This is a genomic window from Mesorhizobium sp. M0761 (genome assembly GCF_040320205.1).
Classification (GTDB): Bacteria; Pseudomonadota; Alphaproteobacteria; order Rhizobiales; family Rhizobiaceae; genus Mesorhizobium.
The window spans coordinates 328,441-354,142 of the sequence record NZ_JAMYPF010000005.1 but is presented as its reverse complement, the minus strand read 5'-3'; the positions used below and the strand labels follow the sequence as shown (position 1 = coordinate 354,142).

The 25,702-nt window shown below is 64.2% G+C and carries 20 protein-coding genes; 10 read left to right on the top strand and 10 right to left on the bottom strand.

Features of this window, described 5'->3' with window-relative positions; translation table 11 throughout:
* The first annotated feature begins 3 nt into the window (after positions 1 to 3).
* From NKI32_RS11355 to NKI32_RS11340, 4 genes are all read left to right on the top strand, one after another.
* The gene (locus NKI32_RS11355; RefSeq protein WP_353002639.1) at positions 4 to 3,861 is read left to right on the top strand and encodes a DUF7929 domain-containing protein; all 3,858 of its coding nucleotides are present in this window, start codon (positions 4 to 6) and stop codon (positions 3,859 to 3,861) included.
* Positions 3,862 to 4,237: 376 nt separating this feature from the next.
* Positions 4,238 to 4,915 (top strand): ribulose-phosphate 3-epimerase, encoded by a 678-nt coding sequence (gene rpe / locus NKI32_RS11350; protein ID WP_353002638.1) that lies wholly within the window; start codon positions 4,238 to 4,240, stop codon positions 4,913 to 4,915.
* Between the two features lie 494 nt (positions 4,916 to 5,409).
* Positions 5,410 to 6,147, top strand: coding sequence for a GntR family transcriptional regulator (locus tag NKI32_RS11345; RefSeq protein WP_023668851.1), 738 nt, complete (start codon positions 5,410 to 5,412; stop codon positions 6,145 to 6,147).
* 230 nt (positions 6,148 to 6,377) lie between these two features.
* On the top strand, positions 6,378 to 7,889 hold the full coding sequence (locus tag NKI32_RS11340) for a malonate--CoA ligase (protein WP_353002637.1): 1,512 nt from the start codon (positions 6,378 to 6,380) through the stop codon (positions 7,887 to 7,889).
* 74 nt (positions 7,890 to 7,963) lie between these two features.
* Here the strand turns inward: NKI32_RS11340 and NKI32_RS11335 are convergent, their stop codons facing one another.
* The 6 genes from NKI32_RS11335 to NKI32_RS11310 all read right to left on the bottom strand — a co-directional run bounded on the left by NKI32_RS11335 (position 7,964) and on the right by NKI32_RS11310 (position 15,069).
* Positions 7,964 to 10,018: an ABC transporter ATP-binding protein/permease gene (locus tag NKI32_RS11335; protein WP_023752420.1), complete on the bottom strand. Its 2,055-nt coding sequence runs from the start codon at positions 10,016 to 10,018 to the stop codon at positions 7,964 to 7,966.
* A 71-nt stretch (positions 10,019 to 10,089) separates the two neighbouring features.
* Positions 10,090 to 11,202: an NAD(P)/FAD-dependent oxidoreductase gene (locus NKI32_RS11330; protein WP_352447207.1), complete on the bottom strand. Its 1,113-nt coding sequence runs from the start codon at positions 11,200 to 11,202 to the stop codon at positions 10,090 to 10,092.
* 9 nt (positions 11,203 to 11,211) lie between these two features.
* A complete protein-coding gene (nagA, locus tag NKI32_RS11325; protein ID WP_353002636.1) occupies positions 11,212 to 12,387 on the bottom strand; it encodes an N-acetylglucosamine-6-phosphate deacetylase in 1,176 nt (391 codons plus the stop codon).
* A complete protein-coding gene (locus NKI32_RS11320; RefSeq protein WP_023694234.1) occupies positions 12,384 to 13,415 on the bottom strand; it encodes an SIS domain-containing protein in 1,032 nt (343 codons plus the stop codon). Before NKI32_RS11320 ends, nagA begins: the two co-directional genes overlap by 4 nt.
* Complete coding sequence (locus tag NKI32_RS11315) at positions 13,412 to 14,194, bottom strand: GntR family transcriptional regulator (protein ID WP_023668847.1); 783 nt, start codon at positions 14,192 to 14,194, stop codon at positions 13,412 to 13,414. Before NKI32_RS11315 ends, NKI32_RS11320 begins: the two co-directional genes overlap by 4 nt.
* Positions 14,191 to 15,069, bottom strand: coding sequence for a glucosamine kinase nucleotide-binding domain-containing protein (locus NKI32_RS11310; protein WP_353002635.1), 879 nt, complete (start codon positions 15,067 to 15,069; stop codon positions 14,191 to 14,193). Before NKI32_RS11310 ends, NKI32_RS11315 begins: the two co-directional genes overlap by 4 nt.
* Before the next feature lie 199 nt (positions 15,070 to 15,268).
* Here NKI32_RS11310 and NKI32_RS11305 point away from each other — a divergent pair, with 199 nt between their 5' ends.
* The 6 genes from NKI32_RS11305 to NKI32_RS11280 all read left to right on the top strand — a co-directional run bounded on the left by NKI32_RS11305 (position 15,269) and on the right by NKI32_RS11280 (position 22,068).
* Positions 15,269 to 16,225: an N-acetylmuramic acid 6-phosphate etherase gene (locus NKI32_RS11305; RefSeq protein WP_023694233.1), complete on the top strand. Its 957-nt coding sequence runs from the start codon at positions 15,269 to 15,271 to the stop codon at positions 16,223 to 16,225.
* A 1-nt stretch (position 16,226) separates the two neighbouring features.
* Positions 16,227 to 17,486: an ABC transporter substrate-binding protein gene (locus tag NKI32_RS11300; protein ID WP_023668844.1), complete on the top strand. Its 1,260-nt coding sequence runs from the start codon at positions 16,227 to 16,229 to the stop codon at positions 17,484 to 17,486.
* A 245-nt stretch (positions 17,487 to 17,731) separates the two neighbouring features.
* The gene (locus tag NKI32_RS11295) at positions 17,732 to 18,661 is read left to right on the top strand and encodes a carbohydrate ABC transporter permease (RefSeq protein WP_023696936.1); all 930 of its coding nucleotides are present in this window, start codon (positions 17,732 to 17,734) and stop codon (positions 18,659 to 18,661) included.
* Between the two features lie 227 nt (positions 18,662 to 18,888).
* Positions 18,889 to 19,728, top strand: a complete 840-nt coding sequence (locus NKI32_RS11290; protein WP_023668842.1) for a carbohydrate ABC transporter permease — start codon at positions 18,889 to 18,891, stop codon at positions 19,726 to 19,728.
* Between the two features lie 249 nt (positions 19,729 to 19,977).
* Complete coding sequence (locus NKI32_RS11285) at positions 19,978 to 21,039, top strand: Gfo/Idh/MocA family protein (protein ID WP_353002633.1); 1,062 nt, start codon at positions 19,978 to 19,980, stop codon at positions 21,037 to 21,039.
* Between the two features lie 30 nt (positions 21,040 to 21,069).
* Complete coding sequence (locus NKI32_RS11280) at positions 21,070 to 22,068, top strand: ABC transporter ATP-binding protein (RefSeq protein WP_353002632.1); 999 nt, start codon at positions 21,070 to 21,072, stop codon at positions 22,066 to 22,068.
* Between the two features lie 26 nt (positions 22,069 to 22,094).
* On the opposite strand, the gene NKI32_RS11275 is transcribed toward NKI32_RS11280, so the two are convergent.
* Genes NKI32_RS11275 through NKI32_RS11260 form a run of 4 tightly spaced genes read right to left on the bottom strand, consistent with a single transcriptional unit; the run spans position 22,095 to position 25,697 of the window.
* Positions 22,095 to 22,988 carry an ROK family protein gene (locus NKI32_RS11275; RefSeq protein ID WP_352461833.1) on the bottom strand — a complete coding sequence of 298 codons (894 nt, stop codon included), beginning with the start codon at positions 22,986 to 22,988 and terminating at the stop codon, positions 22,095 to 22,097.
* On the bottom strand, positions 22,985 to 23,785 hold the full coding sequence (locus tag NKI32_RS11270; RefSeq protein WP_353002631.1) for an alpha/beta fold hydrolase: 801 nt from the start codon (positions 23,783 to 23,785) through the stop codon (positions 22,985 to 22,987). The genes NKI32_RS11275 and NKI32_RS11270 overlap by 4 nt, the downstream gene beginning before the upstream one ends.
* The gene (locus NKI32_RS11265) at positions 23,782 to 24,618 is read right to left on the bottom strand and encodes a sugar phosphate isomerase/epimerase family protein (RefSeq protein ID WP_023725883.1); all 837 of its coding nucleotides are present in this window, start codon (positions 24,616 to 24,618) and stop codon (positions 23,782 to 23,784) included. The genes NKI32_RS11270 and NKI32_RS11265 overlap by 4 nt, the downstream gene beginning before the upstream one ends.
* Positions 24,618 to 25,697 (bottom strand): Gfo/Idh/MocA family protein, encoded by a 1,080-nt coding sequence (locus tag NKI32_RS11260; protein ID WP_353002630.1) that lies wholly within the window; start codon positions 25,695 to 25,697, stop codon positions 24,618 to 24,620. The genes NKI32_RS11265 and NKI32_RS11260 overlap by 1 nt, the downstream gene beginning before the upstream one ends.
* Between the last annotated feature and the right edge of the window lie 5 nt (positions 25,698 to 25,702).

The following is a 25,702-nucleotide window of genomic DNA, read 5'->3' as shown; positions in this document are numbered from 1 at the left end:
AAGATGAAAAATCTCGCACTTTCCCCGACCGCGAAGAGCAGTCAATCCAACGTCATGGAGACCATCATGAAACCCCTGTCATATGCCAGGCGCGGCGCGCGCTGGCTGATGGCGGCCGGTATCGCGGTCGCCATGTTCACCCCTGTGGCAAGCCACGCCGAAGATGCAGTCCCGATCACTCCGGAACTGCGGCTCGACCTCGACAATTCAAAAATCGTCAATCCGAGGCCGGAACGGATCGTGCCGTTCTTCACCAAAACAGGCACACAGAGGAGCTGCGACTACGTCGTCTACTCTCTGAGCTTTGGCCTGCGCGGCGACCCGCAAGGCTTTGCCGACCCAAGCTTTTCGGCCAGGCTGAAGAAACTCCAACTCGACTTCAAGGATCAGCTTCCGCACGGTCTTGCGATCGTCAACGTCAACGTGTCCGGCGACGGCACGGATGCGTCTGGCGGACCGCTGCCGGGTGCGACAATCAGCACCTCGGCTAATCCGAACGATACGGCAAGGGTTTCCGATTTCCGGATTTCCACCACCGATCTCGACGGCGCTGGGGCTGGCAATGAACGCGTCATCAATTTCAAGATCACCGCCAAGATCGACCATGCGGCGTTTCCTTCGCCGACCATCGTCGACAACCAGGGCATGATCAAGGTGACGCCGGGCGTCGGCACGGGGGCCATCATCCCGTCGCAGGATCCGGGCAAGCCCGACGACGGCGACTACAAGACCGGGGCCAAGACCTCGATCAAGATCGACCTCACCAACTGTGACAAGCGGCCTCCGCCTCCCGACCGGGAATGTTTCAAGGTGGAGCGCGGCACGGTCGATTGCGTGCAAGGCGGCGGCGCGTTCATCTACCACATGCCTGTCGGCCCGGAGATGGGCGGCAAATGGGTGCAGGTATCGACGACGACCCCAGGCATCACCATCATCCCCGACACGCAATTGGTGCCGGCGGGCGGCGGTGTGCTGAACTGGAAGATCGTCGGTGCATCGCCCGGCGACGTCATCCACCTCATCGTCACCGGCATCGAGACCTATGCCGGCCCGAAGGAGGGTTGGGGACTATGCTGCACGCAGACCATCGACATCGTCATCCCGCGTGACTTGAGATGTCCCCCCAAGGACAAGGAACCGGACCTCAAGGTCGAGAAACGCGCCGACGTGACGCGTTGCACGATGGGCGGCGGCTGCGACTTCACCATCAAGGTCACCAATGTCGGCGACGGGCCGTATCACGGCAAGATCGTGCTCGACGAGGTGACGCTGCCGGCCGGCTCGACTCTGGATTCAGGGCCCAACCCGCCCTGGGTATGCATGCCCGGCGTGACCCCGATGACGTGCACCTATCCGGTGACCACGCTCAATCCGGGGGCCTCCATCAACCTCAAGCTCGGCTTCAAGCCGGCGGGTGGTTGGCAAGGCAGCGCGTTGCGCAACTGCGCCACCTATAATTACGGCGCCAGCGGCAAGCCGCTGTTCGGCAGCCAGCAGAACGATCGCGGCTGTGCCTCGATCCCGATCTGCCGGCGTGGCGACCGCGACCGCGATTGCCGGCCCCCAGTCGACAAGAAGGTCGACTTGATCCTGAAGAAGCGTGCCCGCATCCCGGTCTGCACGCCCGACGGCATCTGCTACTTCGTGATCGACATCATCAACAATGGCAGCGTCCCCTATAATGGGCCGTTGACGGTTGTCGACAATTACCCGGGCGGCGCGCCGGCCTCTTCGACCTTCGGCCCGTCTCCGCCCTGGACATGCGGACCGAACGGTCCCGGCCAGTTCCGCTGCGACAATGCCGGCATCGTGCTGATGCCGGGCGCATCGACGCCGATCGTCGTCAGGGCGGTCATGCCGGCCGGCTACCAGTCGGATTCGGTCGAGAACTGCGCGGCGCTGAAGCCCGTCTCCGGTGAGGTCGACCTCACCAACAACAAGGCCTGCGCCAAGGAACGCTTCCGTCATCCCAATGGCGGCAAGCCGACCCTACGCATCACCAAGGTCTGCAATGGCTCGCTCGCCGGTGCGGCGGTGGTTTCCTGCCGCATCACCGTCATCAGCCTTGGCACCTCTGCCCCCACCGGTCCGGTGCGGGTCAACGATGCTGCCACGCTGATATCGGGTGGCGCGCCGGTCCAGATCCAGACCGTCACACCCGACGGTGCGGAATGGGCCTGCGGAGCGGTTCCGGCCAATGCGCTGTCATGCCAGATACCCGGCGCCGCGATGACGCCCGGAACCTCCAGGCACTTCGACGTGACGGTCTTGGCCAATGGCGCGTTCGAGAACTGCGCACGCGGCTCATACGGCCCGGCCCCTGGAGACGACGTCGTCTACCCGATCGGCCAGGCCTGCGCCAAGGGCGGCGGCACGTCCACCATCAGCGTCAAGAAGACCGGCGATGCCGAGTGCCAGCCGGGGCAACCCTGCTCGTTCGAGATCACCATCACCAATGATGGCCAGACCGCCTTCTCCGGTCCGGTCCGCATCGGCGATGCGATCGGGGTGGACGGGCTGGGGCGGCTGCAAGGCGTCGCGATCACCTCGATCGAACCGCCCTTCGGCTGCTCGCCCGAACCGACGACCTTGCCGTTGACCTGCATTGCCAACCTGACGCTCGGCGCCGGGGAAAGCCATGTGCACAAGGTCACCGTGGTCCTTCCCGACGCTCCCTTGGTCAATCTGCGGGGCAACGTCAGCGGCCAGAACTGCGTCGGCGTCTTGTCTCCCGACACCAGGGTGCAAGGCGGCGGCGACGTACTGCCCGGCGACCTGACCAACGTCCAGGGCGATCGCGGCAAGGCCTATGCCTGCCATCCGTTCACCATCAAGCGCGAGGTGAAGAAGGAATGCTCGCCAGGCTTCGTCATGAACGATGCCGGTCGGTGCGTGTGTCCGGAAGGCACGACGTTCCGCAACGGCCAGTGCTCGCCCGACGGCGGCGTCATCATCCAGCCGAAGGATCCGAGGCCCTGCGTGCTGCTCAAGGGCCAGATCCGCACCGAGGATGGACGCTGTGTCTGCCCGCGCGGAACCGAGCTTGAGAACGGCGCTTGCGTCAAGACCGACAAGCCTGGCTGCACCATCCCCGGTTCGGTCCCGACGTCGGACGGCAATGGCTGCTACTGCCCGGAAGGTACGCATCTCGACCGACAGGCAAACGCCTGCGTGCGCGACAAGCAGAAGCCTCAGGAGTGCAGCATACGCGGCCAGGTTCATGACGCCGATGGCGATTGTGTCTGCCCGCGTGGGACAGAGGTGCGCAATGGAGCCTGCCGGCCGATCCGGCCAAAGCCTGAACAATGCTCGATCCGTGGTCAGATCCAAAACGCCAATGGCGATTGCGTCTGCCCGGACGGCACAGAAGTCAGGGGCAAGGTCTGCCGGCCGATCCGGCCGAAGCCCGAGCAGTGCTCGATCCGCGGCCAGGTCCACGACGCCAACGGCAATTGTGTCTGCCCGCGGGGTACCGAGGTGCAAGGCAATGCCTGCCGGCAGAAGAAGCCTGTGCTGGAACAGTGCGACATACGCGGCCAGGTGCACAACAAGCGCGGCGAGTGTGTTTGCCCGCGCGGCACCCAGGTGATCGACGGCGCATGCCGCAAGCCGAGGCCGCAGGTGGGAGACTGCGCCCCGGGCTCGCAGATGGTCGGCGGCCAGTGCGTGCCGATCATCAGGCGGCACTGCCCCGAAGGCACCGTTGGTCGGTTCCCGAACTGCAGAGCCATCCGGCAGCAGCCGTCGCTCGATCCGACCCTGTTGCTCAATCCAGGTGTCCTTCAGCAGTTCATACCGAAGCGCACGCCGCAGACGCAGGTACAGCCGCAAAGGGATCCGGCGGCCAACTTCAAGCCATAGGATCTGACACGAGTCAAAATTCAGAACCCCGCCGGAGCGATTCGGCGGGTTTTTTTCGTCAGCGCGATCGGGGTCCGCCGCATCTCGTCGTTGAAATGCCGGTGCAATCTTCCTCGGACGCCAGCAAGCCGCTGTCGCCCGACGGTCCCTCGATAAAGCCGTCCAGCGACGTCAGCATGGAAGAGACGGTCTTTCCCGTCTGAGCTCTCCTTTCTGTTTTCGCCAATTGGGCCATAACCGGAAGCGAGGCCGAGCAGGTAAGGCATCAGCCGGGCCGCTCCTAGCACAACAAATACCGACTTTCCCTTTTCGGGATCATGGTCTAGGCAGACGTTTGGATCGCGCCCGCAAACAGGGCGCCCAAAGGGGCCGCATCATGAGCAGGAAGACCCTGATCGCGCCATCGGTGCTGGCGTCGGATTTTTCGAAGCTCGGCGACGAGGTCGAGGCGGTGACGGCGGCCGGCGCCGACTGGATCCATCTCGACGTGATGGACGGGCATTTCGTGCCCAACATCACCTTCGGCCCGCCGGTGATCAAGGCCATCCGCAACCGCACCAAGGCCTTCTTCGACTGCCATCTGATGATTGCGCCGGCCGATCCTTATCTGGCCGCCTTTGCCGATGCCGGCTGCGACGGCATGACCGTGCATGCCGAGGCCGGACCGCATCTCGACCGCTCGCTTCAGACCATCAAGTGTCTCGGCAAGAAGGCCGGCGTATCGCTTAATCCGGCGACGCCGGAAAGTGCGATCGAATATGTGCTCGAGCGGCTCGACCTGATCCTGATCATGACCGTCAATCCGGGCTTTGGCGGCCAGGCCTTCATCCCGGCCATGGTCGACAAGGTCAAGCGGGTGAAAGCGCTGATCGGCAACCGGCCGATTCGCATCGAGATCGACGGCGGCGTGTCGCCGGAAACCGCCCCCCTGGTCACATCAGCCGGCGCCGATGTGCTGGTGGCGGGCGCCGCCATCTTCAAGGGCGGCAGCGTCGAAGCCTACCGGGCCAATATAGAAGCCATCCGAACCGCGGCCGACCGGGCTGCCGGCTGACATCAGTTCCAGGGCAAGTTCCCGGCTGGTCGATTCTCCTCGGCCTGATCTCCCTGCCTGATCCTTCGATCTCCCAAAAGGCCGTCAACGGGTGGCAGCCGCAAGGGCATCGCGGCAAGCGACAGGATCGCGGCATCCGGCACTAGTTTTAGCCCATAAATCTAGTGGATAACTGCCGAAGGGATCTGCATGCGGGGAGAGGTCAATCCGGCGGCATGACGCGCGTTAAGAAAAAATTATCCGTATTCGGGATCTCGAAGCTGTTTCTCGAGGGCGCCTGCCATGCAGGGAGACAAACTTTCTTCAGAAGAACAAGTTTTTCACGATTTTAGTTACTTCCGGCGGATAAGATGCGGTCAACCTTCCTCTTTAAGTCGAATATCGTGATCTTTCGCTTGAGGGGCGGATGCCTTAGGAGTTACAGTAACTTTCCAGGGGAAATCGTTTGCTTCGCGAACGGGCTAGCGGAGCATGGGAGAGCTACAGGAGTCATATTGACCTACGGATCTGCCGATGTGAGCGAAGGCGCGGGACCCAAGAGCACACTCGCTAGTACGGTCTATCAACAGCTTCGCGACGATCTCCTGCGCGGCGTGTTTGAAAGTGAAAGCAAGCTTCGTGTCGAATGGGTGGTTTCCCGTTACGGCGCCGGCGCCTCACCGGTTCGCGAGGCCCTCAACCGACTTGCTTCGGAAGGCCTGCTCGGCCGCCACGACCAGCGCGGTTTTTTCATCATGCCGGTCAGTGCCCCGGAACTCGAGGAATTGACGCGCACCCGCTGCTGGCTGGAAGAGCGGGCGCTGCGTGAATCCATTGCCAACCGCACCGGTGAATGGGAAGAGCAGCTCGTGCTGGCCTTGCATCGCCTGGCGCGTGCCCCGCGCCGCTTGCCGGAGGATCCGTCCTCGAACAATCCGGAATGGGAAAAGCTGCACCGCGCCTTCCATCGGGCACTGATCGCAGGCTGCCGCTCGCATTGGCTGACCGGCTTTTGCGACCAGCTTTCGGATCAGGCCTCCCGCTACCGGCTGATCTCCCAGGACGGCAGCGAGCGCGACGAAATCAGTGAACATCGGCTAATTGCGGAGCGCACGGTGGATGGCGATGCCGATGGCGCCGTTGAAGCCCTCCTCAGCCACTACCGTCTGACGGCAGCCATGTGCATGGAGCGCTTCAACGACAGCGGCGATCCACGCGTGAGCGCCACCAAGGCGCTGCGCAGCCGCAGATAGAAGCGCTTCCGGTCCGCTATCCAAAATCCGCCCGCTATCCAAAATCGCCCGTTATCCAAGTCCGCTTGCCTTCATCTGATCGGCGGCAAACCCGATTTCACGTTTTTGCCGGACGGAGGCGAAATCGTTTCCTTTGTTCCAAGGCCATCCGGCTCTAAATCAAAGGGATAGAGCATGATGTCCTCCGAAAACCGCTTCACACTTTTCGGCATCATCTCTAGGGAATGCGCATGACCAATCACCTGTTCGACGCGTTCCGCAGCCGGATTTCAGCCTCCGAGCGCATCCTGATGGCGACCGATGACGGACGCGCGATCGCCTATGGCGACATGCTGGCGCAATCGGCACAGCTGGCACATGCGCTGAGGCATTTCGGCGTCGAGCCGGGCGACCGCGTTGCCGTGCAGGTCGAAAAAAGCCCTGAATGCATTTTCCTTTACCTCGCCTGCCTGCGCGCCGGCGCGGTCTTCCTGCCTCTCAACACCGCCTACACGCTGGCCGAACTCGGCTATTTCTTCGGTGATGCCGAGCCGCGGCTGGTCGTCTGCGACCCGGCCCGCGCCGGCGCTATCGCGCCGTTGGCGCAGGCGTCGGGTGCTGCCACCGTCACGCTTGGCAGCAATGGTGAGGGCTCGCTGACCGAACTGGCGGCACAACAGCCCACGGATTTCGACGCCGTGGCGCGCGGGCCGGACGATCTGGCCGCAATCCTTTACACATCGGGCACCACCGGACGCTCCAAGGGCGCCATGCTCAGCCACGAAAACCTGGCCTCCAATGCGCGCATGCTGGTCGAGCAATGGCGTTTCACCGGGGATGACGTGCTGATCCATGCCCTGCCGATCTTCCACACGCATGGCCTGTTCGTCGCCACCAACGTCACCCTGATGGCCGGCGCCTCGATGCTGTTCGAGCAGAAGTTCGACGGCGCCCGCATCGTCTCGCTCTTGCCGCGCGCGACAGTGCTGATGGGCGTGCCGACCTTCTATACAAGGCTCCTGCAGCAGGACGGGCTGGATGTCCAGGCGGCGAAGAACATCCGCCTGTTCGTTTCCGGCTCGGCGCCGCTGCTCGCCGAAACGCACAAGGCCTGGCGCGAGCGCACCGGCCACGACATTCTCGAGCGCTACGGCATGACCGAGACCAATATGAACACGTCGAACCCCTATGAGGGCGAGCGTCGGGCCGGCACGGTCGGTTTCCCGCTGCCCGGCGTTTCGCTGCGCATCGCCGACCCTGACAGCGGCGATGCGCTTGGCCAGGGTGAAGTCGGCATGATCGAGGTCAAAGGTCCGAATGTCTTTTCCGGCTATTGGCGCATGCCGGAAAAAACCAAGGCGGAGTTTCGCAAGGACGGCTTCTTCATCACCGGCGACCTCGGCATCATCGACGCGGACGGCTACGTCCACATCGTCGGCCGCGGCAAGGATCTCATTATCTCCGGCGGCTACAACATCTATCCCAAGGAGATCGAGAGCGAGATCGACGCGGTTGCCGGCGTCTTGGAAAGTGCCGTCATCGGAATTGCCCATCCCGATTTCGGCGAAGGCGTCACCGCTGTCGTGGTGCGTGCGCCGGCATCGCAGATCACCGGGGCCGAGATCGTTGGCGCCATTGCCGACCAGCTGGCCAAATACAAGCATCCGAAGCAGGTGATCTTCGTCGACGAGCTCCCGCGCAACACGATGGGCAAGGTGCAGAAGAACCTGCTGCGCGAGACCTACAAGGGTCTCTACGGCTAATCCATAGCCGGCTAATGTCTTTGCCCAAGCGCTTCGCCTGGACATCTCTGTTCGCGGTTCGGCAGTGGCGCCTTTTACCTGCGCGGCTTTTTCACCCGAGTGCTGGAACCCCACAAAGCGCGGTTCAGCAGGCTGCGTTTGCGCTTGCGCGGGATGAGGTCGACGTCGCTGACGAGCTTGGCGCCGCCCTCCCGCCGCTCCAGGGTGATCTTGCGGCTATGGAAGGCTTCGAGCTCCGCACGATGCGCCACGCTGATGATGGTGACGTCAGGCAGTTCGCGGATCACCGTCAACATCATCGTGTCCTGGCTCTTCTCGTCGAGCGCCGAAGTCGCTTCATCCAGCACCACGATATCGGGGCGATGCAGCAGCAGGCGCGCGAAGGCGAGGCGTTGCTTTTCGCCGCCCGACAGCGTCTGGTCCCATGGCGCCTCTTCCTTGATCCTGCCGGTGAGATAGCCAAGCCCCACCTTGTCGAGGGCAGCCTTGATTTGCTTGATGGTCCACTTGTCCGCCGCCGCGGGATAGGCGACCGCGCGGCGAAGCGTTCCGGAAGGGATGTAGGGGCGTTGCGGCAGCATGAACAGGCGCCTGTCGGTGTGGAAATTGACGCTGCCGCCGCCCCATGGCCACAGGCCCGCGACGGCCCGCACCAGCGTCGACTTGCCTGAACCGGATTCGCCTGAAACCAGCACCCGCTCGCCCGGCTCGATCACGACCTCGGTTTCCTTGACCACGGAGGTGCCGTCGTCGAGTGTCACGGAAAGATTGTCGAGGCTGAGGATGGCGCCGTCTTCCGCTTCGCCCCGGTTGATGCGTCCGAGCGCATCGCTCTGCTCGGCGCGCTCGAGCCCGTCGAGCGACATCATCAGCGAGGCAATGCGCCGCGCGGAGGCGTTCCAGTCGGCGAGGCGCGGATAGTTGTCGACCAGCCAGCCGAACGCGCCTTGCACGATGCCAAAGGCAGACGCCGCCTGCATCACCTCGCCAAGCGTCATCGAGCCTTCGAGGAATTTTGGCGCGCACAAAAGGATCGGCACGACCGGCGCAAACAGGCTCGATCCCTGCGACACCGCCGCCGTGCGCATGTGCTGTCCGGTCAGCAGCGCCCATTGCCTCAGCACATGGCCGAAATTCCTGTCGATGCCGCTGCGCTCCTCGTCCTCGCCTCCCAGCAAGGCGATGCTTTCGCCGTTTTCGCGCACGCGCGTCAGCGTGTAGCGCAGTTCGGCCTCCGCCTGGTTCTTCCGCTCGGAGAGCTGGACGAAGTCGCGGCCGATGACCACCATCGAGGTCGAGGTGATGGCGGCATAGATGATCGCGGTGATGACCAGAAAGCCGGGAATGGTGATGCTCTCACCGCCGACCGGCAGGGTGAGCGCGCCACCGATGGTCCACAGCACGACGATAAAGGTCGAGGCCGACAGGAACGCGTTGAGGACGCCGGCGGTGAAATCGACCGGCGACTCGGTGGCGATGCGCAGATCCTCGGTCATGCGGGCCTCGGGGTTCTGGTGGTCGCCGCCCACGAGGTTCAGCTGGTAGTAGCGGCCGTTTGCCAGCCAGCGCGCGACGACCCCGGTGGTCAGCCAGGAACGCCAGCGGCGCTGGATCGTCATGCGCAGGTAGACCTGCGCGACGACAAGGCTGCCGCTGCAGATCACCAGCGGCACGAATACGGCGCTGAGGAGATAGACCGTGCGGGCGTTGCGCTGCTCGAGGGCATCGAACATCGAGCGGTTCCAGACATTGATGCCATACTGGAAACCGATGTTGATGCAGATCAGCAGCAGCACTCCGATCGTCAAAGGCCAGGCGAGCTTGTCGCCATGCCTCCCCCAATAGCCGCGCCCGCTGATCCAGAAACGCCGCAGCAGATATTTCTTGCGCGCCTGCTCGGCCTGCTCAGGCGTCAGCTTGGGATCGGGTTCGACGGCATCCGGCGGCGGCGCAGCCTCGCCAACGGGCTCGGACGTGGCTTCGGCGGCCGATGCTTTTTTCTCGCGCGGCGTGTCCTCGCGCGGTCCATCTCCGCGCGTTTGCCGTGACGGCTTTTCCCGACGCGACTTCGTGGCATCGCGCGCTCCGACACCATCGGCCGGTTTCGATTTGGGTTTTGCCTCGGACATATGCCCCGACAACGACCTCCATATCAAAAGGTTTCATGGTATGCGCCTGCCCGACGTTTCAGGAACGCCCGTCATTGCGGATATAAAAGCCCAACGACATGTTCTGCGATGGCGAGGCTGGCGGTAAGGCCAGGGCTCTCGATGCCGAACAGATTGACGATCTGACCGCCCCCGTGGTCAGCCGGTCCCTGGATGACGAAGTCGGCGGCCGGCTGGCCCGGACCGGACAGTTTCGGCCTGACGCCGGCATAGGCCGGTTGCAGGGCGCCGTCCGCCAGGCCGGACCAGTAGCGCCTGATTTCGTCGTAGAAGGCAGCGCCTCGTGCGGGATCGACGGTATAGTCGACGCGATCGATCCATTCGACATCCGGGCCAAAGCGCGCGCTCCCCGACATGTCGAGGGTCAGATGCACGCCGAGGCCGCCATGGACCGGCACCGGATAGATCAGCCGCGAAAAGGGCGAGCGGCCGGAAAGCGCGAAATAATTGCCGCGCGCCAGCCACAGCGGCGGAACACGGTCTTGCGGGAGGCCTTCGATGCGGCCGGCGAGCGCCTGCGCGTCGAGGCCGGCGGCGTTGATGAAGGCGCCGGTCTTCAAGGTGAAACCCTCGCCATCGGCGTCGCGCGTGTCGATCCGGATGCCGTCGGCTTCGATGCTCGCGCCTGAGACAACGGTGAGCAAGGCGAAAGATGCGCCGGCCGCTTCCGCGTCTCCACGCAATGACAGCATCAGCGCCTGGCTGTCGACGATGCCGGTTGACGGCGACAGCAGCGCGCCGGCGCAGCTCAGCGCCGGTTCCAGGCTTTCGGCCTCTGCGCGCGTCAAAAGCTTGAGGTCACCGACTCCGCATTGCGCCGCGTTGATCTGGATCGCCTGCAGTTTGTCCAACTGGTCGGGTTCGACGGCAACGATCAGTTTGCCGGTGCGATGATGGGCGACGTCGTGCTCGCGGCAATAGGCATAGAGACGCTCGCGGCCGTTGACGCAGAGACGGGCCTTCAGGCTGCCCGGCGTATAATGAAGCCCGGCATGGATGACTTCCGAATTGCGCGAACTGGTGCCGGTGCCGATGGCTGCGGCCTTCTCGACCACCAGCACCTCGCGGCTCGACAGCGCCAGCGCGCGGGCAATGGCGAGGCCGACAACACCGGCTCCGGCGACAACGCAGTCGACATCATGCATAAGTGGACTTTAGCGCGGACTGTCCGCGCCTGCAAAAACCTTGTCGCCGCCGATCCAGACGCCGTTGACGTCGAGGTTGTCCGACAGAGCGACGATATCGGCAGCCGTGCCACTGGCGAAGCGGCCGAGCCGGTGGGCCTGGCCGACCGCCTGCGCCGGATAGAGCGAGGCCATGCGCAACGCTTCCGACAGGTCCAGCCCGACGATCCTGTGCATGTAGCGGACGGCCGAGATCATATCGAGATCGGCGCCGGCCAGCGTGCCGTCGGCCAGCCGCAGACTGCCATCCTTGCGATAGATGATGCGGCCGTTGAGGGTGAACGACGTCATGTCGGTGCCGATCGTCGCCATGGCGTCGGTGACCAGCACGATCCTGCCCGGCCCCTGCTTGGCGCGCAGCGCGATTGCCATGGTGGCGGGATCGACATGGATGCCGTCGGCAATGATCCCGGCCGACAGACTGCCTATGTCGATGGCCGCACCCGCCAGCCCCGGCTCACGGTTGCCGATCTGGCTCATGGCGTTGAACAGATGTGTGACCACGCTGGCGCCCGCGTCGGCAAAGGCTCTGGCCGTGGCATAGCCGGTATCGGAATGGCCGAGGCTGACGACGATGCCGGCCTTGGCCAAAGCCGCAACACGGGCGGGCTCGACGGATTCGGGCGCGATCGTCGTCAGCAGCACCGGCAGGTTTTTGCGTGCCGCGACCAGCGCCGCTTCATCCGCATCCGTCATCGGCCGGATCAGCGCCGGTTCATGCGCGCCCTTGCGGGCGACGGAGAGATGCGGTCCCTCGAGATGCAGGCCGAGAAACCCCGGCAGTTTTTGCCGTGCCGCCTCGGTGCCGGCGGCAATGGCCGCGGCGGTGATGTCAGGCGTATCTGTGATTAGCGTCGGCAGCAGTGCGGTCGTGCCGAACGGCGCATGCGCCCGGCAGATTGTTGCCAGCGAGGCGACATCGGGATGGTCGTTGAGCATGACGCCGCCGCCGCCATTGACCTGCAGGTCGACAAAACCCGGCACCAGCATGCCGCCCCCGGCGTCGATGCGGGCAACGCCCGACGGAATGGCGCCGACGGGATGAATGCCTTCGACCACATCGCCGTGCACGACAAGGGCGGCCTTATCATGCCAGTCGTCGCCATCGAAAATTCGGGCGCCAGTCAGGGCAAAACGGTCGCTCATACGGTTTCCGTCACCTTGCGCAGATTGCGCGGTACGTCCGGATCGAGGCCGCGATGGCGGGCGAAGGCTTCGACGAAGCCGTAGAAGGAGACGATCAGCGTCAGCGGATCGGTCAAGGGATGACCGGTGGCGACATGCGGCAGCCGCGCCGCGCTCTTGGCTTTGTCCGAGGTTACAAAAACTGCTGCACCCTTGCCGGCAAGGTTGTCGGCAGCCTCTGCCACGGACGGCTCGGAGGCATCGCGGGCGGCGAGCGCCAGCACCGGGAAGCCTGGCCCGACCAGCGCCAGCGGGCCGTGCATGACTTCGGCTGCACTGTAGGCCTCGGCATGCATGCCGCAGGTCTCCTTGAATTTCAGCGCCGCCTCGTCGGCCATCGCTGCCGACGGGCCACGGCCGAGGATGAACAGCGATTGCGGCGTCTCCAATGCGCCGGCCAGCGCCATCCAGTCGCAGGCGATCGCCTTGCTGAAATGCTCGGGCAGGCGGGCAAGGGCGGCCAGCAGTCTGTCGTCGCCGGTGCAATGCGCCATCAGCGCCAGGCCGGCGACCGCCGAATTGACGAATGTCTTGGTCGCCGCGACGCTGCGCTCGGGGCCGGCCAGAATGTCGATGGCAAAATCCGAAGCCCGCGCCAGCGGCGAATCGGCGGTGTTGGTGATGGCGACGGTGAGCGCACCGCCGGCCCGTGCCGTCTCGGCCATGGTGACGATGTCAGGGCTCTTGCCGGATTGCGAGATGGCGAGGCAAGCGGAACCGGCGAGCTTGAGCTTGGCGCCGTAGATCGAGGCGATCGACGGACCGACCGATGCCACGGCCAGGCCGGCGGTCAGTTCGACGGCATATTTCATGAAGGTGGCGGCATGGTCGGACGAACCGCGCGCGACGGTAACGACGAAGCTCGGATCGCGCTCGCGAATGCCGCGTCCGGCCTCGGTCAGCACCGCCGCCGAGCCATCGAGCAGACGCGCGACGGCTTGCGGAATTTCGTCGATCTCGCGCCGCATATGGGTGGTCTTGGGGATCATGGTCGGCCCTCTTCGCTCGGCCCTGTCAGGCGCAGTTCGGCGACGAAATCATAGGCGTCGCCGCGGTAGATGGAGCGGGTGAACTCGATCACCTTGCCGCTCGCGAGATAGGAAATGCGTTCGATGTGCAGGCCGGCAATGCCGGATGGCACTTCGAGCAGACGCGCATCGGCGTCGCCGAGATTGGCGGCGGAAATGCGCTGCACCGCCCGCACCGGCCGGTTGCCGGTCAGTTGCAGCGCCGCATAGAGTGACGAGCCTATCCCGGCCGGATCCGGCAGCACGCTGGCCGACAACGAGGCGCGCTCGATGGCCAGCGGCGTGTCGTTTGCGATGCGCAGGCGCGCCACGCGCGCCACCAGCTCGTTCGAGGACAGGCCGAGCACCATCATCTCGTCGGGCGAGGGCGGGTAGAGGTCGCGGTCGAGCCAGGCTGAACGCACCGCCATGCCGCGCCTTGCCATGTCCTCGGTGAATGAAGTGAGCCTGGACAGCGACTGCTCGACGCGCTCCATGCGCGGCGCCACGAAGGTGCCGGAGCCGTGGCGCTGCACGAGGATGCCGCCCTTGACTAGGTCCTGCACCGCCTTGCGGACGGTGACGCGCGAAATGTCGGCCTTGGTGGCGATGTCGCGCTCGGAAGGCAGCGCATCGCCCGGCCCGATCAGGCCGCGATTGACGGCGTCCTCGATGCTTTTCCTGAGCTGCAGGTAGAGCGGGGCGCCGCTCTGCGACGACTGCCTCAGCGTGGCGAAGATCTGGTCGGCGGCATCGCTCATCGCGTCGCCTCCGCTTTGACGAAGATGCGGGCCGCCATCTGCACGGCGCCGCCCAGGGCATCGTCGAGCGGCGATTTCAGCAGCGCCTGGTAGCGCTGGGAAAGGCGCGGCCCATAGAGCGGCGCCAGCCCGCCGAGCAGGCAGAGCGGGGCGTCATCAGAGAGGTCGAGCGCGTGGAGCGACGCCTCGACATCGGCAACCGACTTGTCCACGATCCAGTTGGCGACGCTGTCGCCCTTCTCGGCATGCTCGAAAACCTTGGGCGCGAAGCCGCCGAAATCGCCGGGCTTGGCATTGGTGGTGAACTCGACCACGTCTTCGGGATTGTTGCGGAAAATGGCCATCATGCTGTCGGTCAGGGCTGAGCGCGGCCGGACGCCGTCATGGGCGAGCAGCGTCTGCTCCAGCAGGTCGCGGCCGATCCGGGCGCCGCTGCCTTGATCACCGACCTGAAAGCCCCAGCCGCCGATGGCGCGCGACCTGCCGCCCTTGCGCGCCATATAGGCGGTGCCGGTGCCGAGGATGGCCATGGCGCCGTCACCAGAGCCGACTGCCCCTTCGAGCGCGATCTCGGCGTCCGTCTCGACGCGGCTGATGCTGAACGGCAGGATTGCTTCAAGCTGCTGGCGGTAGGTGCCGACATTGGCGCCGGCAAGGCCGAGAATGGCTGGTGTCTGCGGGATCAGGTCCGGATCTTGCCCGGCGGCGATGAAGGCCTGACGAGCAGCCTCGACGATGTGGGTGCGAGCGCCGGTGAGATCGGTGCGGATGTTGGCGGCGCCGCTTTTGGCACGGCCAATGACAACGCCATCGCCTGTCGCAAGGGCTGCCCTGCAGCTGGTGCCGCCGCCGTCGATACCGAGCACGAATTTCACGCGATGTCTCCTCCGGGCGGATAATACCAATAAAATACCAATAGCCAAGGGATTAATTTCCGTTTCAAAAAGATTAAGGCGTATCAGGTTGAAAAACCCGGGAATTTTGCCGGATCAAGGCTTTCCAGTTCGCAATTTCGTTAATGCGTGTGGACAAGTGGTATTTTTTTGGTATTGTTCTTCCATCGGAGGGACAGGGATGGCCGAACCGCGCACCGAAGCGCTTCACAGCAATGCCGAGGGACTGGACATCCAGGCCCCGGACGCCATCCTTTCTTCTTTGGTCAATGCGCAGATCGAGGCCGCCAAGGCTGTGCGCGACGCCATTCCCGCCATCGCCGCCGCAGCCGAAATCATCGCCGGGCGGCTGAACGGCGGCGGCAAGCTCGCCTATGCTGCGGCCGGCAGCTCCGGCCTGATGGCGCTGGCCGACGCGCTGGAGTTGCCCGGCACCTTCGGCATCAAGCGCGAACGCATCGCCATCCTCATCGCCGGTGGCGACGACGCTTTCAAGACCCTGGCCGGCGGACCGGAAGACGACACCGACGAAGCCTCGACGGCAATTGCCGGCGCCGGCATCGGCAAGGGCGACTGCCTGATCACGATTTCGGCCAGCGGCTCGACGCCCTATGCGGTGCAGGCGCTGAAGGATGCGCGCAGCCGGGGCGCGGCAACCATCGCCATTGCCAACAACAAGGACACGCCCCTGCTCAGGCTGGCCGACGTCGCCATCCTGCTCGAGACGCCACCGGAGGTGATTGCCGGCTCGACGCGCATGGGCGCCGGCACTGCCCAGAAGATCGCGCTCAACATGCTGTCGACGCTTACCGCCATTCATCTCGGCCATGTCCATGACGGCTACATGGTCAATCTCACCGCCGACAACATCAAGCTGCGCGACCGCGCGGCTCGCATCGTCGCCGCTATCAGCGGCCGCGACCGGCAAGACGCCGTGCGGCTGCTCGAAGCGAGCGGCGGCGTCGTCAAGACAGCCATTCTGCTCGCCGCCGGCGCTGCCAACGCCGTTGCGGCCGAGAAGATACTGGAAGGGACCGGCCAGAAGCTGCGGCCAGCCCTTTCCGCGATCGAGGGGAACAAGGGCGCGAAGGCCCCTGTTCTCAAAACCGAACCTGAAAAAGGTCAACAGGGAGACTAGCATGACAACGAAATTACTGACGGCACTGCTTCTCGGCACCAGCATTCTCGGCACCGCCGGGTTGGCTCACGCCGATGACGTAACGCTCAATATCGAAAGCTGGCGCGGCGACGACCTTGCCATCTGGAAGGACAAGCTGATCCCGGCTTTTGAGGCCAAGAACCCGGGCATCAAAGTGGTGTTCGCACCGTCGGCGCCGACCGAGTATGACGCCGCACTCGGCGCCAAGCTCGCCGCCGGCTCGGCTGGCGACCTGATCACCTGCCGCCCGTTCGACAAGTCGCTCGAACTGTTCAAGAAGGGCAACCTTGCCGACCTGTCGGCGCTGCCCGGCATGGAAAACTTTTCGCCCGTTGCCAAGGCCGCCTGGCAGACCGACGACGGCAAGGCGAGCTTCTGCGTGCCGATGGCCTCGGTCATTCACGGCTTCATCTACAACAAGGACGCCTTCGACAAGCTCGGCCTCAAGGTGCCGACGACGCGTGACGAGTTCTTCGCCGCGCTCGACAAGATCAAGGCCGACGGCACCTACATCCCGATGGCCATGGGCACCAAGGACCTCTGGGAAGCCGCGACCATGGGCTATCAGAACATCGGTCCGAACTACTGGAAGGGCGAAGAGGGCCGCGCAGCGTTGATCAAGGGCGACCAGAAGCTGACCGACAAGGACTGGGTTGCTCCCTATGAGGAACTGGCCAAGTGGAAGCCTTATCTCGGCGACGGCTTCGAGGCCCAGACCTATCCGGACAGCCAGAACCTGTTCACGCTTGGCCGCGCCGCCATCTACCCGGCGGGATCGTGGGAGATCGGTCTGTTCAACACCCAGGCGCAGTTCAAGATGGGCGCCTTCCCGCCGCCGGTCGAGAAGGCCGGCGACACCTGCTACATCTCCGACCATACCGATATCGGCATGGGCCTGAATGCGGCGTCGAAGAATGCCGACGCGGCCAAGACCTTCCTGTCCTGGGTCGCCTCGCCGGACTTCGCCACCATCTACGCCAACGCACTGCCGGGCTTCTTCAGCCTAAATTCCACCCCGGTGAAGATGGAAGACCCGCTGGCGCAGGAATTCGTCTCCTGGCGCGACAAGTGCAAGTCGACGATCCGCTCGACCTACCAGATCCTGTCGCGCGGCACGCCGAACCTCGAGAACGAAACCTGGGTTGAATCGGCCAACGTGATCAATGGCACCGACACGCCGGAAGCTGCCGCCAAGAAGCTGCAGGACGGCCTCGACAGCTGGTACAAGCCGGGCAAATAAGAGCTCAGACAACAGACAGGGCCCCAAGTGGACGGCCCTGCGTTTTTCGACAGCATCATCGACTGCGAACGACGGCGCCGCCCCTCATCCGCCTGCCGGCACCTTCTCCCCGTATAGTGACGGGAGAAGGATTAGCCGAAACGCAGGCGCCCCCTCTCCCCGTCCTTCACGGGGAGAGGGTAAGGGTGAGGGGGCAGCGCTGCCGTCGAAGGCATTGCTAAACCTGATCGGCGGGGACCGCACTCATGGCCGCACAAACACGACCGAAACGACCGTTCCGCTGGCATATCGGCGTCTTTCTGGCGCCGGCGCTGCTGGTCTATACGGCGATCATGATCCTGCCGCTGGCCGGCACGCTGCAGCTGTCGCTGTTCCGCAATGTCGATCAGCATCAGGTGTTCGTCGGTTTCACTAATTTCCGTACGTTGTTCGGCGACCCCAACTGGTCGGTCGGCTTCTGGAACGCGCTGCGGAACAATACCTGGTTCTTCATCATCCACATGGTGGTGCAGAACCCGATCGGTGTCATGCTGGCGGCATTGCTGTCCAGCCCGAGGCTGAGATTCGCCGCCTTCTATCGCACCGCGATCTTCGTGCCGACCATCCTCTCCTTCGTCATCGTCGGTTTCGCCTGGAAACTGATCCTGTCGCCGTTGTGGGGCGTGGCGCCGCATCTGATGGATCTGGTCGGCCTGAAAAGCCTGTTCACGCCGTGGCTCGGCAAAGAACAATATGCCCTGACCGCGCTCAGCCTGATCTCGGTCTGGCAGTTCGTCGGCATTCCGATGATGCTGATCTATGCGGCGCTGCTGTCGATCCCCGAAGAGGTGATCGAGGCGGCCGAGTGTGACGGCATCACCGGCATGTCGCAGTTCTGGAAGATCAAGCTGCCGCTGATCCTGCCCTCGATCGGCATCATCTCGATCCTGACCTTCGTTGGCAATTTCAACGCCTTCGACCTGATCTACACCGCGCAAGGGGCGCTGGCCGGCCCGAACTATTCGACCGATATTCTGGGCACTTTCCTCTACCGCGCCTTCTTCGGCTTCCAGCTGCAGACCGGCGATCCCAATATGGGTGCGGCGATCGCCACGATGATGTTCCTGATCATCCTCGGCGGCGTCTGCGTCTACCTGTTCCTCGTCCAGACGCGCCTGCGTCGCTACCAGTTTTAGAGGGCAGACATGTTACGGCTAAACACCCCCCTCTGGCCTGCCGGCCATCTCCCCCTCAAGGGGGGAGATTGGATGGCACCATTGGCTTCGCAAATCTCCAGCGTTGGAGAAGAGGCGCCGAGCCTCAAGCTGCCAATCTTCCCCCTTGAGGGGGAGATGTCCGGCAGGACAGAGGGGGGTGCCTTGGTGCCGACCTCAACAGTCATCGCTCGTCAGGAGACCTTCCAATGAGCACCGCCACTCGTTCGCTGCCCCGCACCATCGGCGCCCACGCGATCCTGCTGACCTACACGGCGATCGCGCTGTTTCCGGTGATCCTGGTCATCATGAATTCGTTCAAGTCCCGCGCCGGCATCTTCAGCGAACCGCTGACGCCGCCGACGCCAAAGACCTTCGACCTGATCGGCTATACCACCGTGATCGGGCAGGGCGACTTCATCCACTATTTTCAGAACAGCCTCGTCGTCACCGTCGCCTCGCTGTTCTTCGTGCTTCTGTTCGGCGCGATGGCGGCGTTCGCGCTCTCGGAATACCGCTTCCGCGGCAACACGCTGATGGGGCTTTACCTCGCGCTCGGCATCATGATCCCGATCCGGCTCGGCACCGTCGCCATCCTGCAATTGATGGTGGCGAGCGGGCTGGTCAACACGCTGACGGCGCTGATCCTGGTCTACACCGCGCAAGGGCTGCCGCTGGCCGTCTTCATCCTGTCGGAATTCATGAAGCAGGTGTCGGACGATCTGAAGAATGCCGGCCGTATCGACGGGCTGTCGGAATACACGATCTTCTTTCGGCTGGTGCTGCCGCTGGTGCGGCCGTCGATGGCGACGGTCGCCGTCTTCACCATGATCCCGATCTGGAACGATCTGTGGTTCCCGCTGATCCTGGCGCCGTCGGAAGAGACCAAGACGGTGACGCTCGGCGCGCAGTTGTTCCTCGGCCAGTTCGTCACCAACTGGAACGCCATCCTGGCCGCACTCTCGCTGGCGATCATGCCGGTGCTGACCCTCTACGTCATCTTCTCGCGGCAGCTGATCCGCGGCATCACATCCGGAGCCGTCAAGTGAGCGGAGCCCTACAAATCTCTGCTGGAGCCTTCACCCCACCCGGCGCTGCGCGCCGACCTCCCCATCAAGGGGAGGTAAAAGGTCGTGGCTTCATTCACAACCGCCAAGGGGCGACTTTCGGAGAAGCTTCTTTGGCAGCGAGGTGTTCGCGCCAACGTCCTACCTCCCCTCGATGGGGAGGTCGGCGCGAAGCGCCGGGTGGGGTGACACCCTCTCAGAAGGAACAACTGGAACATCTGGAGTAGTTAGGTGACCTCTAAATCGCCCCTTCGTGTCGTCGTCGCCGGTCTCGGCAATATGGGCCGCAGCCATGCGCTGGCCTATCATAACAATCCGGGCTTCGAGATCGCGACCCTGATCAACCGCTCCGACGTGCCGTTACCGGACGGGCTGTCGGGCTATGGCATCAGGCGCTCCTTCGACGAGGCGTTGCGCGACGAGAAACCCGATGTCGTCTGCATCGCCACCTATTCCGACAGCCATGCCGACTATGCGGTGAAGGCATTCGAGGCCGGCTGCCATGTCTTTGTCGAAAAGCCGCTGGCAACGACGGTCGCCGACGCCAAGCGCGTCGTCGCCGCGGCCAAGGCCAATGGCAGAAAGCTGGTGATTGGCTATATCCTGCGCCATCACCCGTCCTGGGTCCGGCTGATCGCCGAGGCGCGCAAGCTCGGTGGCCCTTACGTGTTCCGCATGAACCTCAACCAGCAATCGTCAGGCCCGACCTGGCAGACGCACAAGCAGTTGATGCAGACGACGTCGCCGATCGTCGATTGCGGCGTGCACTATCTCGACGTCATGCTGCAGATCACCGACGCCAAGCCGGTCGAGGTGCGCGGCATGGGGCTGCGGCTGACCGAGGAAATCGCGCCGACCATGTACAATTACGGCCATCTGCAGGTGCTGTTCGATGACGGTTCGGTCGGCTGGTACGAAGCTGCCTGGGGACCGATGATTTCGGAAACGGCGTTCTTCGTGAAGGACGTGATGTCGCCCAATGGCTGCGTGTCGATCGTCATGAAAGAGGGTGTGAAGTCCGACGACATCGACACCCACACCAAGACCTCGACCATTCGCCTGCATAGTGCAGCGACCGGCGCGGACGGCAAGTTTGCTAGGCCGGATGAGATGCTGTCGATGGACGGCGAACCCGGCCACCAGGATCTCTGCGACCTCGAACAGGCCTTCGTGCTGAAGGCGATCCGGGAAGACATCGACCTGACCCGCCACATGGACGACGCGGTGAAATCGCTCGCCGTCTGCCTTGCCGCCGATGAGAGCGTGCGCAGCGGCGCCCCAGTTAAGCTCTAGTAGGGCAAACTCTAGAACAAGGACGAAGCCGTGGGCTCGCTGGTAATCGAGAATGTGAAGAAGGCCTTCGGGCCGGTCGAGGTGCTGAAAGGCATCAACCTCGAAGTGACCGACGGCGAATTCGTCGTCTTCGTCGGCCCATCTGGCTGCGGCAAGTCAACCTTGCTCAGGGTCATAGCCGGGCTGGAGGATTCGACCTCCGGCAGCGTGGTGATCGACGGCGCCGATGTCTCGGCCACGCCCCCGGCAAAACGCGGCATTGCCATGGTGTTCCAGACGTACGCGCTCTACCCGCATCTGACGGTGAAGAACAATATGGGCCTCGGCCTCAAGCAGGCCGGCACGCCCGCCCCGGAGATCGAACGCCGCATCGGCGTCGCCTCGTCGATGCTGTCGCTGGAACCGTATCTCGAGCGGCGGCCGGCGGAACTGTCGGGCGGCCAGCGCCAGCGCGTCGCCATCGGCCGCGCCGTGGTGCGTGAGCCGAAACTGTTTCTCTTCGACGAGCCGCTTTCGAACCTCGACGCTGCGCTTCGCGTCAACACGCGACTGGAGATCGCGCAGCTGCATCGCCGGCTGAAGGCAACGATGATCTACGTCACCCATGATCAGGTCGAGGCAATGACGCTGGCCGACAAGATCGTCGTGCTCAACGCCGGCCAGATCGAGCAGATCGGCGGCCCGATGGAGCTTTACAATTCGCCGGCAAACGAGTTCGTCGCCGGCTTTATCGGCTCGCCGAAGATGAATTTCATCGACGGCGCCAGATTGGGCGAGACGGCCAAGACGATCGGCGTGCGGCCGGAGCATCTGACCGTGGATCCAAGGTCCGGTGCCTGGAAGGGAACGGTAGTGCACGCCGAACATCTCGGCGCCGACACCAACCTCTATCTCGACTGCGAAAAGGCCGGGCTGATCACGGTGCGCATTTTCGGTGTCTACGACGCCGAGCCCGGTGCGACGCTGTATGCAACGCCCGAGCCGGGTAAGACATACCGGTTTGGGGCGGACGGCAAGACGATCAAGTAATCCTTCGCCGACAGCAATCACGGCGATCACACCGCGCCGAGCAGCACCGCGCCATGGATCGCCGCCTGCCAGCCCAGGGCCGCCCAGCGTATGTCCAGAGGCTCTACAACAAGCGAATGCGGCAGGCTGTCCGCGATGCGCTGCTTGAGCGTCTGGCGGGGATAGGACTTCATGTCGACGATACCGCCGCCGATCAGGATCGTCTGCGGGGAAAACAGGGCGGCTGCGGTTGCGACGGCCACCGCCTGCTGCCAGACGATTTCGTCGAGCCATTCGCGCAGCGATGGCGGCTGCCCGGCCGCCGAAAACAGATCGGCCACCGGGATATCGTAGTCTGTCGCGAGTTCGACGAGCGTTGCCCCTGAGGCATAGGTCTCGACCCGGTTTGGCGGACCGCTTTCGTCGGGCCGGTAGATCGGCATGTGGCCGATCTCGAGCGCCCAGCCGCCACCCCTGAAAATGCCGTCCTTGCCGAGATAGGCCGCACCGATGCCGGTGCCGAGATAGACCGCCAGCACCTCCTTTTGCCGCTTCACTGCGCCGGCGACGCTTTCACCCAGCAATTGCAGCACGACGTCGCGTTCGAGCCGCACGGGAACGCGGAGCCGCGATGCCAGTTCCGTACCCAGCCGGATGCCGTTCAGCTCGGGAATGTTGGCCGTGTGCAGCACCGTGTCGAAGTCGCGGTCGATGAACCCAGGCACCGTCGCAACGACCCGTGCAGGTTTGAGCCCGACATCGCGGCAGGCTGCGGTGACCGCATCGGCCAACCCCGCCACAGGCGCGCCCTGGCGCAGTTGCGCGGTCGGGTAGGTGCGGGCAAAATCCACCGGGATGCCGTGGTCGGCAAAGCCAACCTTGACCGACGTGCCGCCGATCTCGACCACGGCGATCGTGTCGTCCATCGTTTGATGCGTCATGCCAGCGCTTCCAGGAACTCCGAAAGACAGGCGCGGAATTCCCGCCGGTAGGCGGCGCGATCCTGCGATTTGGCTGTGATGGTGCAAAGCCGGGCCGACGGGATGAGCCCGGCCAGCGTCTGTGCGTCGTCCAGTCGATGGACGAGGTCATGGTCATGGCCGATGACAAGAGTCGGCACCGCGATAGCGCGGATGTCCGCCTCGCTCACGCCCGGACCATCGCCCGCGATCGCCACCAGCAACCTACCGAACAGAACCGGGTCCGGGCGATTGAAGAAGCCTTGCAGGCTGGCGAGATTGTCCGGCGCCAGCCTCGCTAGCTCTGCGGCAACTGCGCTGTCATCGAACAGACGCCTGGCGTCAGGCGAATGGCGCATCAGGAGATCGCCGACCACGGCATAGGGCCTCATATTGGCGGGTGCAGGCTCTGACACCCAGGCTGGTCGGGCGAGCACCAGCGCCCGCACACGAGCCGGCTTGTGCACCGCCAGGCGCAGCGCCAGTGCGGCACCCATCGAGATGCCGCCGACGACGGCCGAGCCGATGCCGAGAGCGTCGGCCAGCGCTTCGACGTCTTCGGCAAACGTCGCAACCGAAAGCCGCTCGACCGGCCCGTAGCTGGATCCGCCATGGCCCCGGCATTCGAGCGTCACCCGCCGGGTCACCGGCAGATCGGGAAACACGTCGGCGACCTGCGCGTCGTCGCCGCCTAGGCCGTGCTGAAAGATGACGGGAAGCCCGGCGCCGACGTCCCGGTAGGCAAGATCGACGCCATCGCGGCTGAAGGTCTCTTTCACGCGAGCTCGCTCTCTTCCAGTACGGTGCGCAGAAAGGCGCCGACACCTGGCGCCTCGGCCTCTGTCAGGCCATGTGTGATCAAGGGGCCGTCGAACCCGGCAGCCTTCAGGCGGCCGATGAAATGTGGGAAGTCGACCACGCCCTTTCCGGCTGCGGCAAAACTGCCATCGGCATGGCGGTCCTTGGCATGGGCCATGCCGATCTCGGCGGCCAGCAGATCGATGGCTTCGCCGATGAGGCGATGACGCTCCGCGCTGTCGGCCACTTCGAACAGATTGGCCGGGTCGAGCACGATGCGCAGCCGCGTGCTGTTCATTTCGTCCAGCAGGCGGCGTGCGGCCCGGGCGCTGGAGAGGACATTGGCCAGTTCCGGTTCGATGCCAAGCTCGATGTCGAAGCGCTCGGCAATCGCGATCGCCGCTTCCATCTCCGTCCGCAGATCGCTCCATGCCGCCTCGCTTGCATTGTCGGGATGCCAGCGCCACTGATCCTGCGCATCCCTTGTGCCGGTGCACAGCGTAATCAGACGGGTGCCCATATCGGCGCATGACGCGGCCAGGACCTCAAGCCGGGCGAGTCCCTGGATGCGAACCGTGCGATCCGGGTGGATCATGTTGTAGGTTCCCGAAACCGCCGCGATCGAAACGCCGGCCTCGCCGCTCGCCTCAGCGACGGACCGGGCCGCGCCGAGCTCAATGCTGTCCGGCATCGACGGCAGTCCAAGGCACGCCATGTTGAACTGCGCCGCCGTGTAGCCGCCGTCCGCGACCGCGCGCAGCACCGGCAAGGCGCCGGTGGTGGCGAAGGTCTTGGCGAAAATCCCAAGCTGCATCACACGACCCCGTCGACATCGGCCAGACGGACGGCGCGGCCGCCGGCAGCGGCCGAGCGGGCGATGGCCGCCATGCCCCTGACCGAGGCGATGCCGTCCTCGATGCCGGCGCCGATCATCGGCGCGCCATTCAGTACGACATCGGCAAAGCCTTCGAGCTGCCGGCGATAGAAGTGGCCATCCGCGCCAAGCGTCCGGTGCCAACTGCCATCGGCCTCGCGGAAAATGTCGACCTCGCTGCTCTTGTAGTACCAGGGGTTATAGGTCTTCGCGAGAACGCTGCCATTCTCGCCGTAGATCTGGAACCCTTCGTGCCAGTCCATGCGCACGGCGACCGTCAGGTCGAGATGGCCGATCGTGCCGTCGGCGAAGATGGTGGTGATGAACCAGCAATAGGCGCCATAGCGCTCGGTGAGCCGGGCCTCCACCGCCTCGATCGGCCTGTGCAGATGGCGCGCCGTATCAAGGAGATGGCTGCCATGCGCCAGCATGTAGTATTGGCGCAGATCCGCCTTGGGATTGACGGCAGGCTTGCGCGCCTTGGCGCTGGTGATGATCAGCGGTTGCACCGCATCGGTCATCGGGTAGCGGTGGGTGCTGTCGCAGTACCAGCCCTTGAACGCCAGCCGCTCGCCCATTTCGTCGTCGACGAAAGCCTTGGCCGCCTGGATGCCGGGATCGAAGCGCTTCATATGGCCGACCTGAAGCACCTTGCCGCTCTTGTCGAGCGTGGCCCGCAAGCCTTCGACCTCCTCGACCGAAACGCCCAGCGGCTTTTCGCAAAGCACATGCTTGCCGGCATCGAGCGCCAGTTCCGCGGCCTTGACGTGAAAAATGTCCGATGTCGCGATGATGACGGCATCGAGATCGGGATCGGCCAGCATCAGGCCGTAGTCGGCATAGGATTTTTCAGGCGCGTAGGTCGCGGCCATCCTGTTGCGCAGATCGTCGGCGACATCGCAGATGGCATAGAGATCGGCATTGCGTGCCTTGGTGCAAGATTCGAAATGCGCCGCCTGGGCAATCGGACCGCAGCCGAGCACGCCGACACGCAGCCGCTTTTCGTCTTTGCGAGGCATGGAAT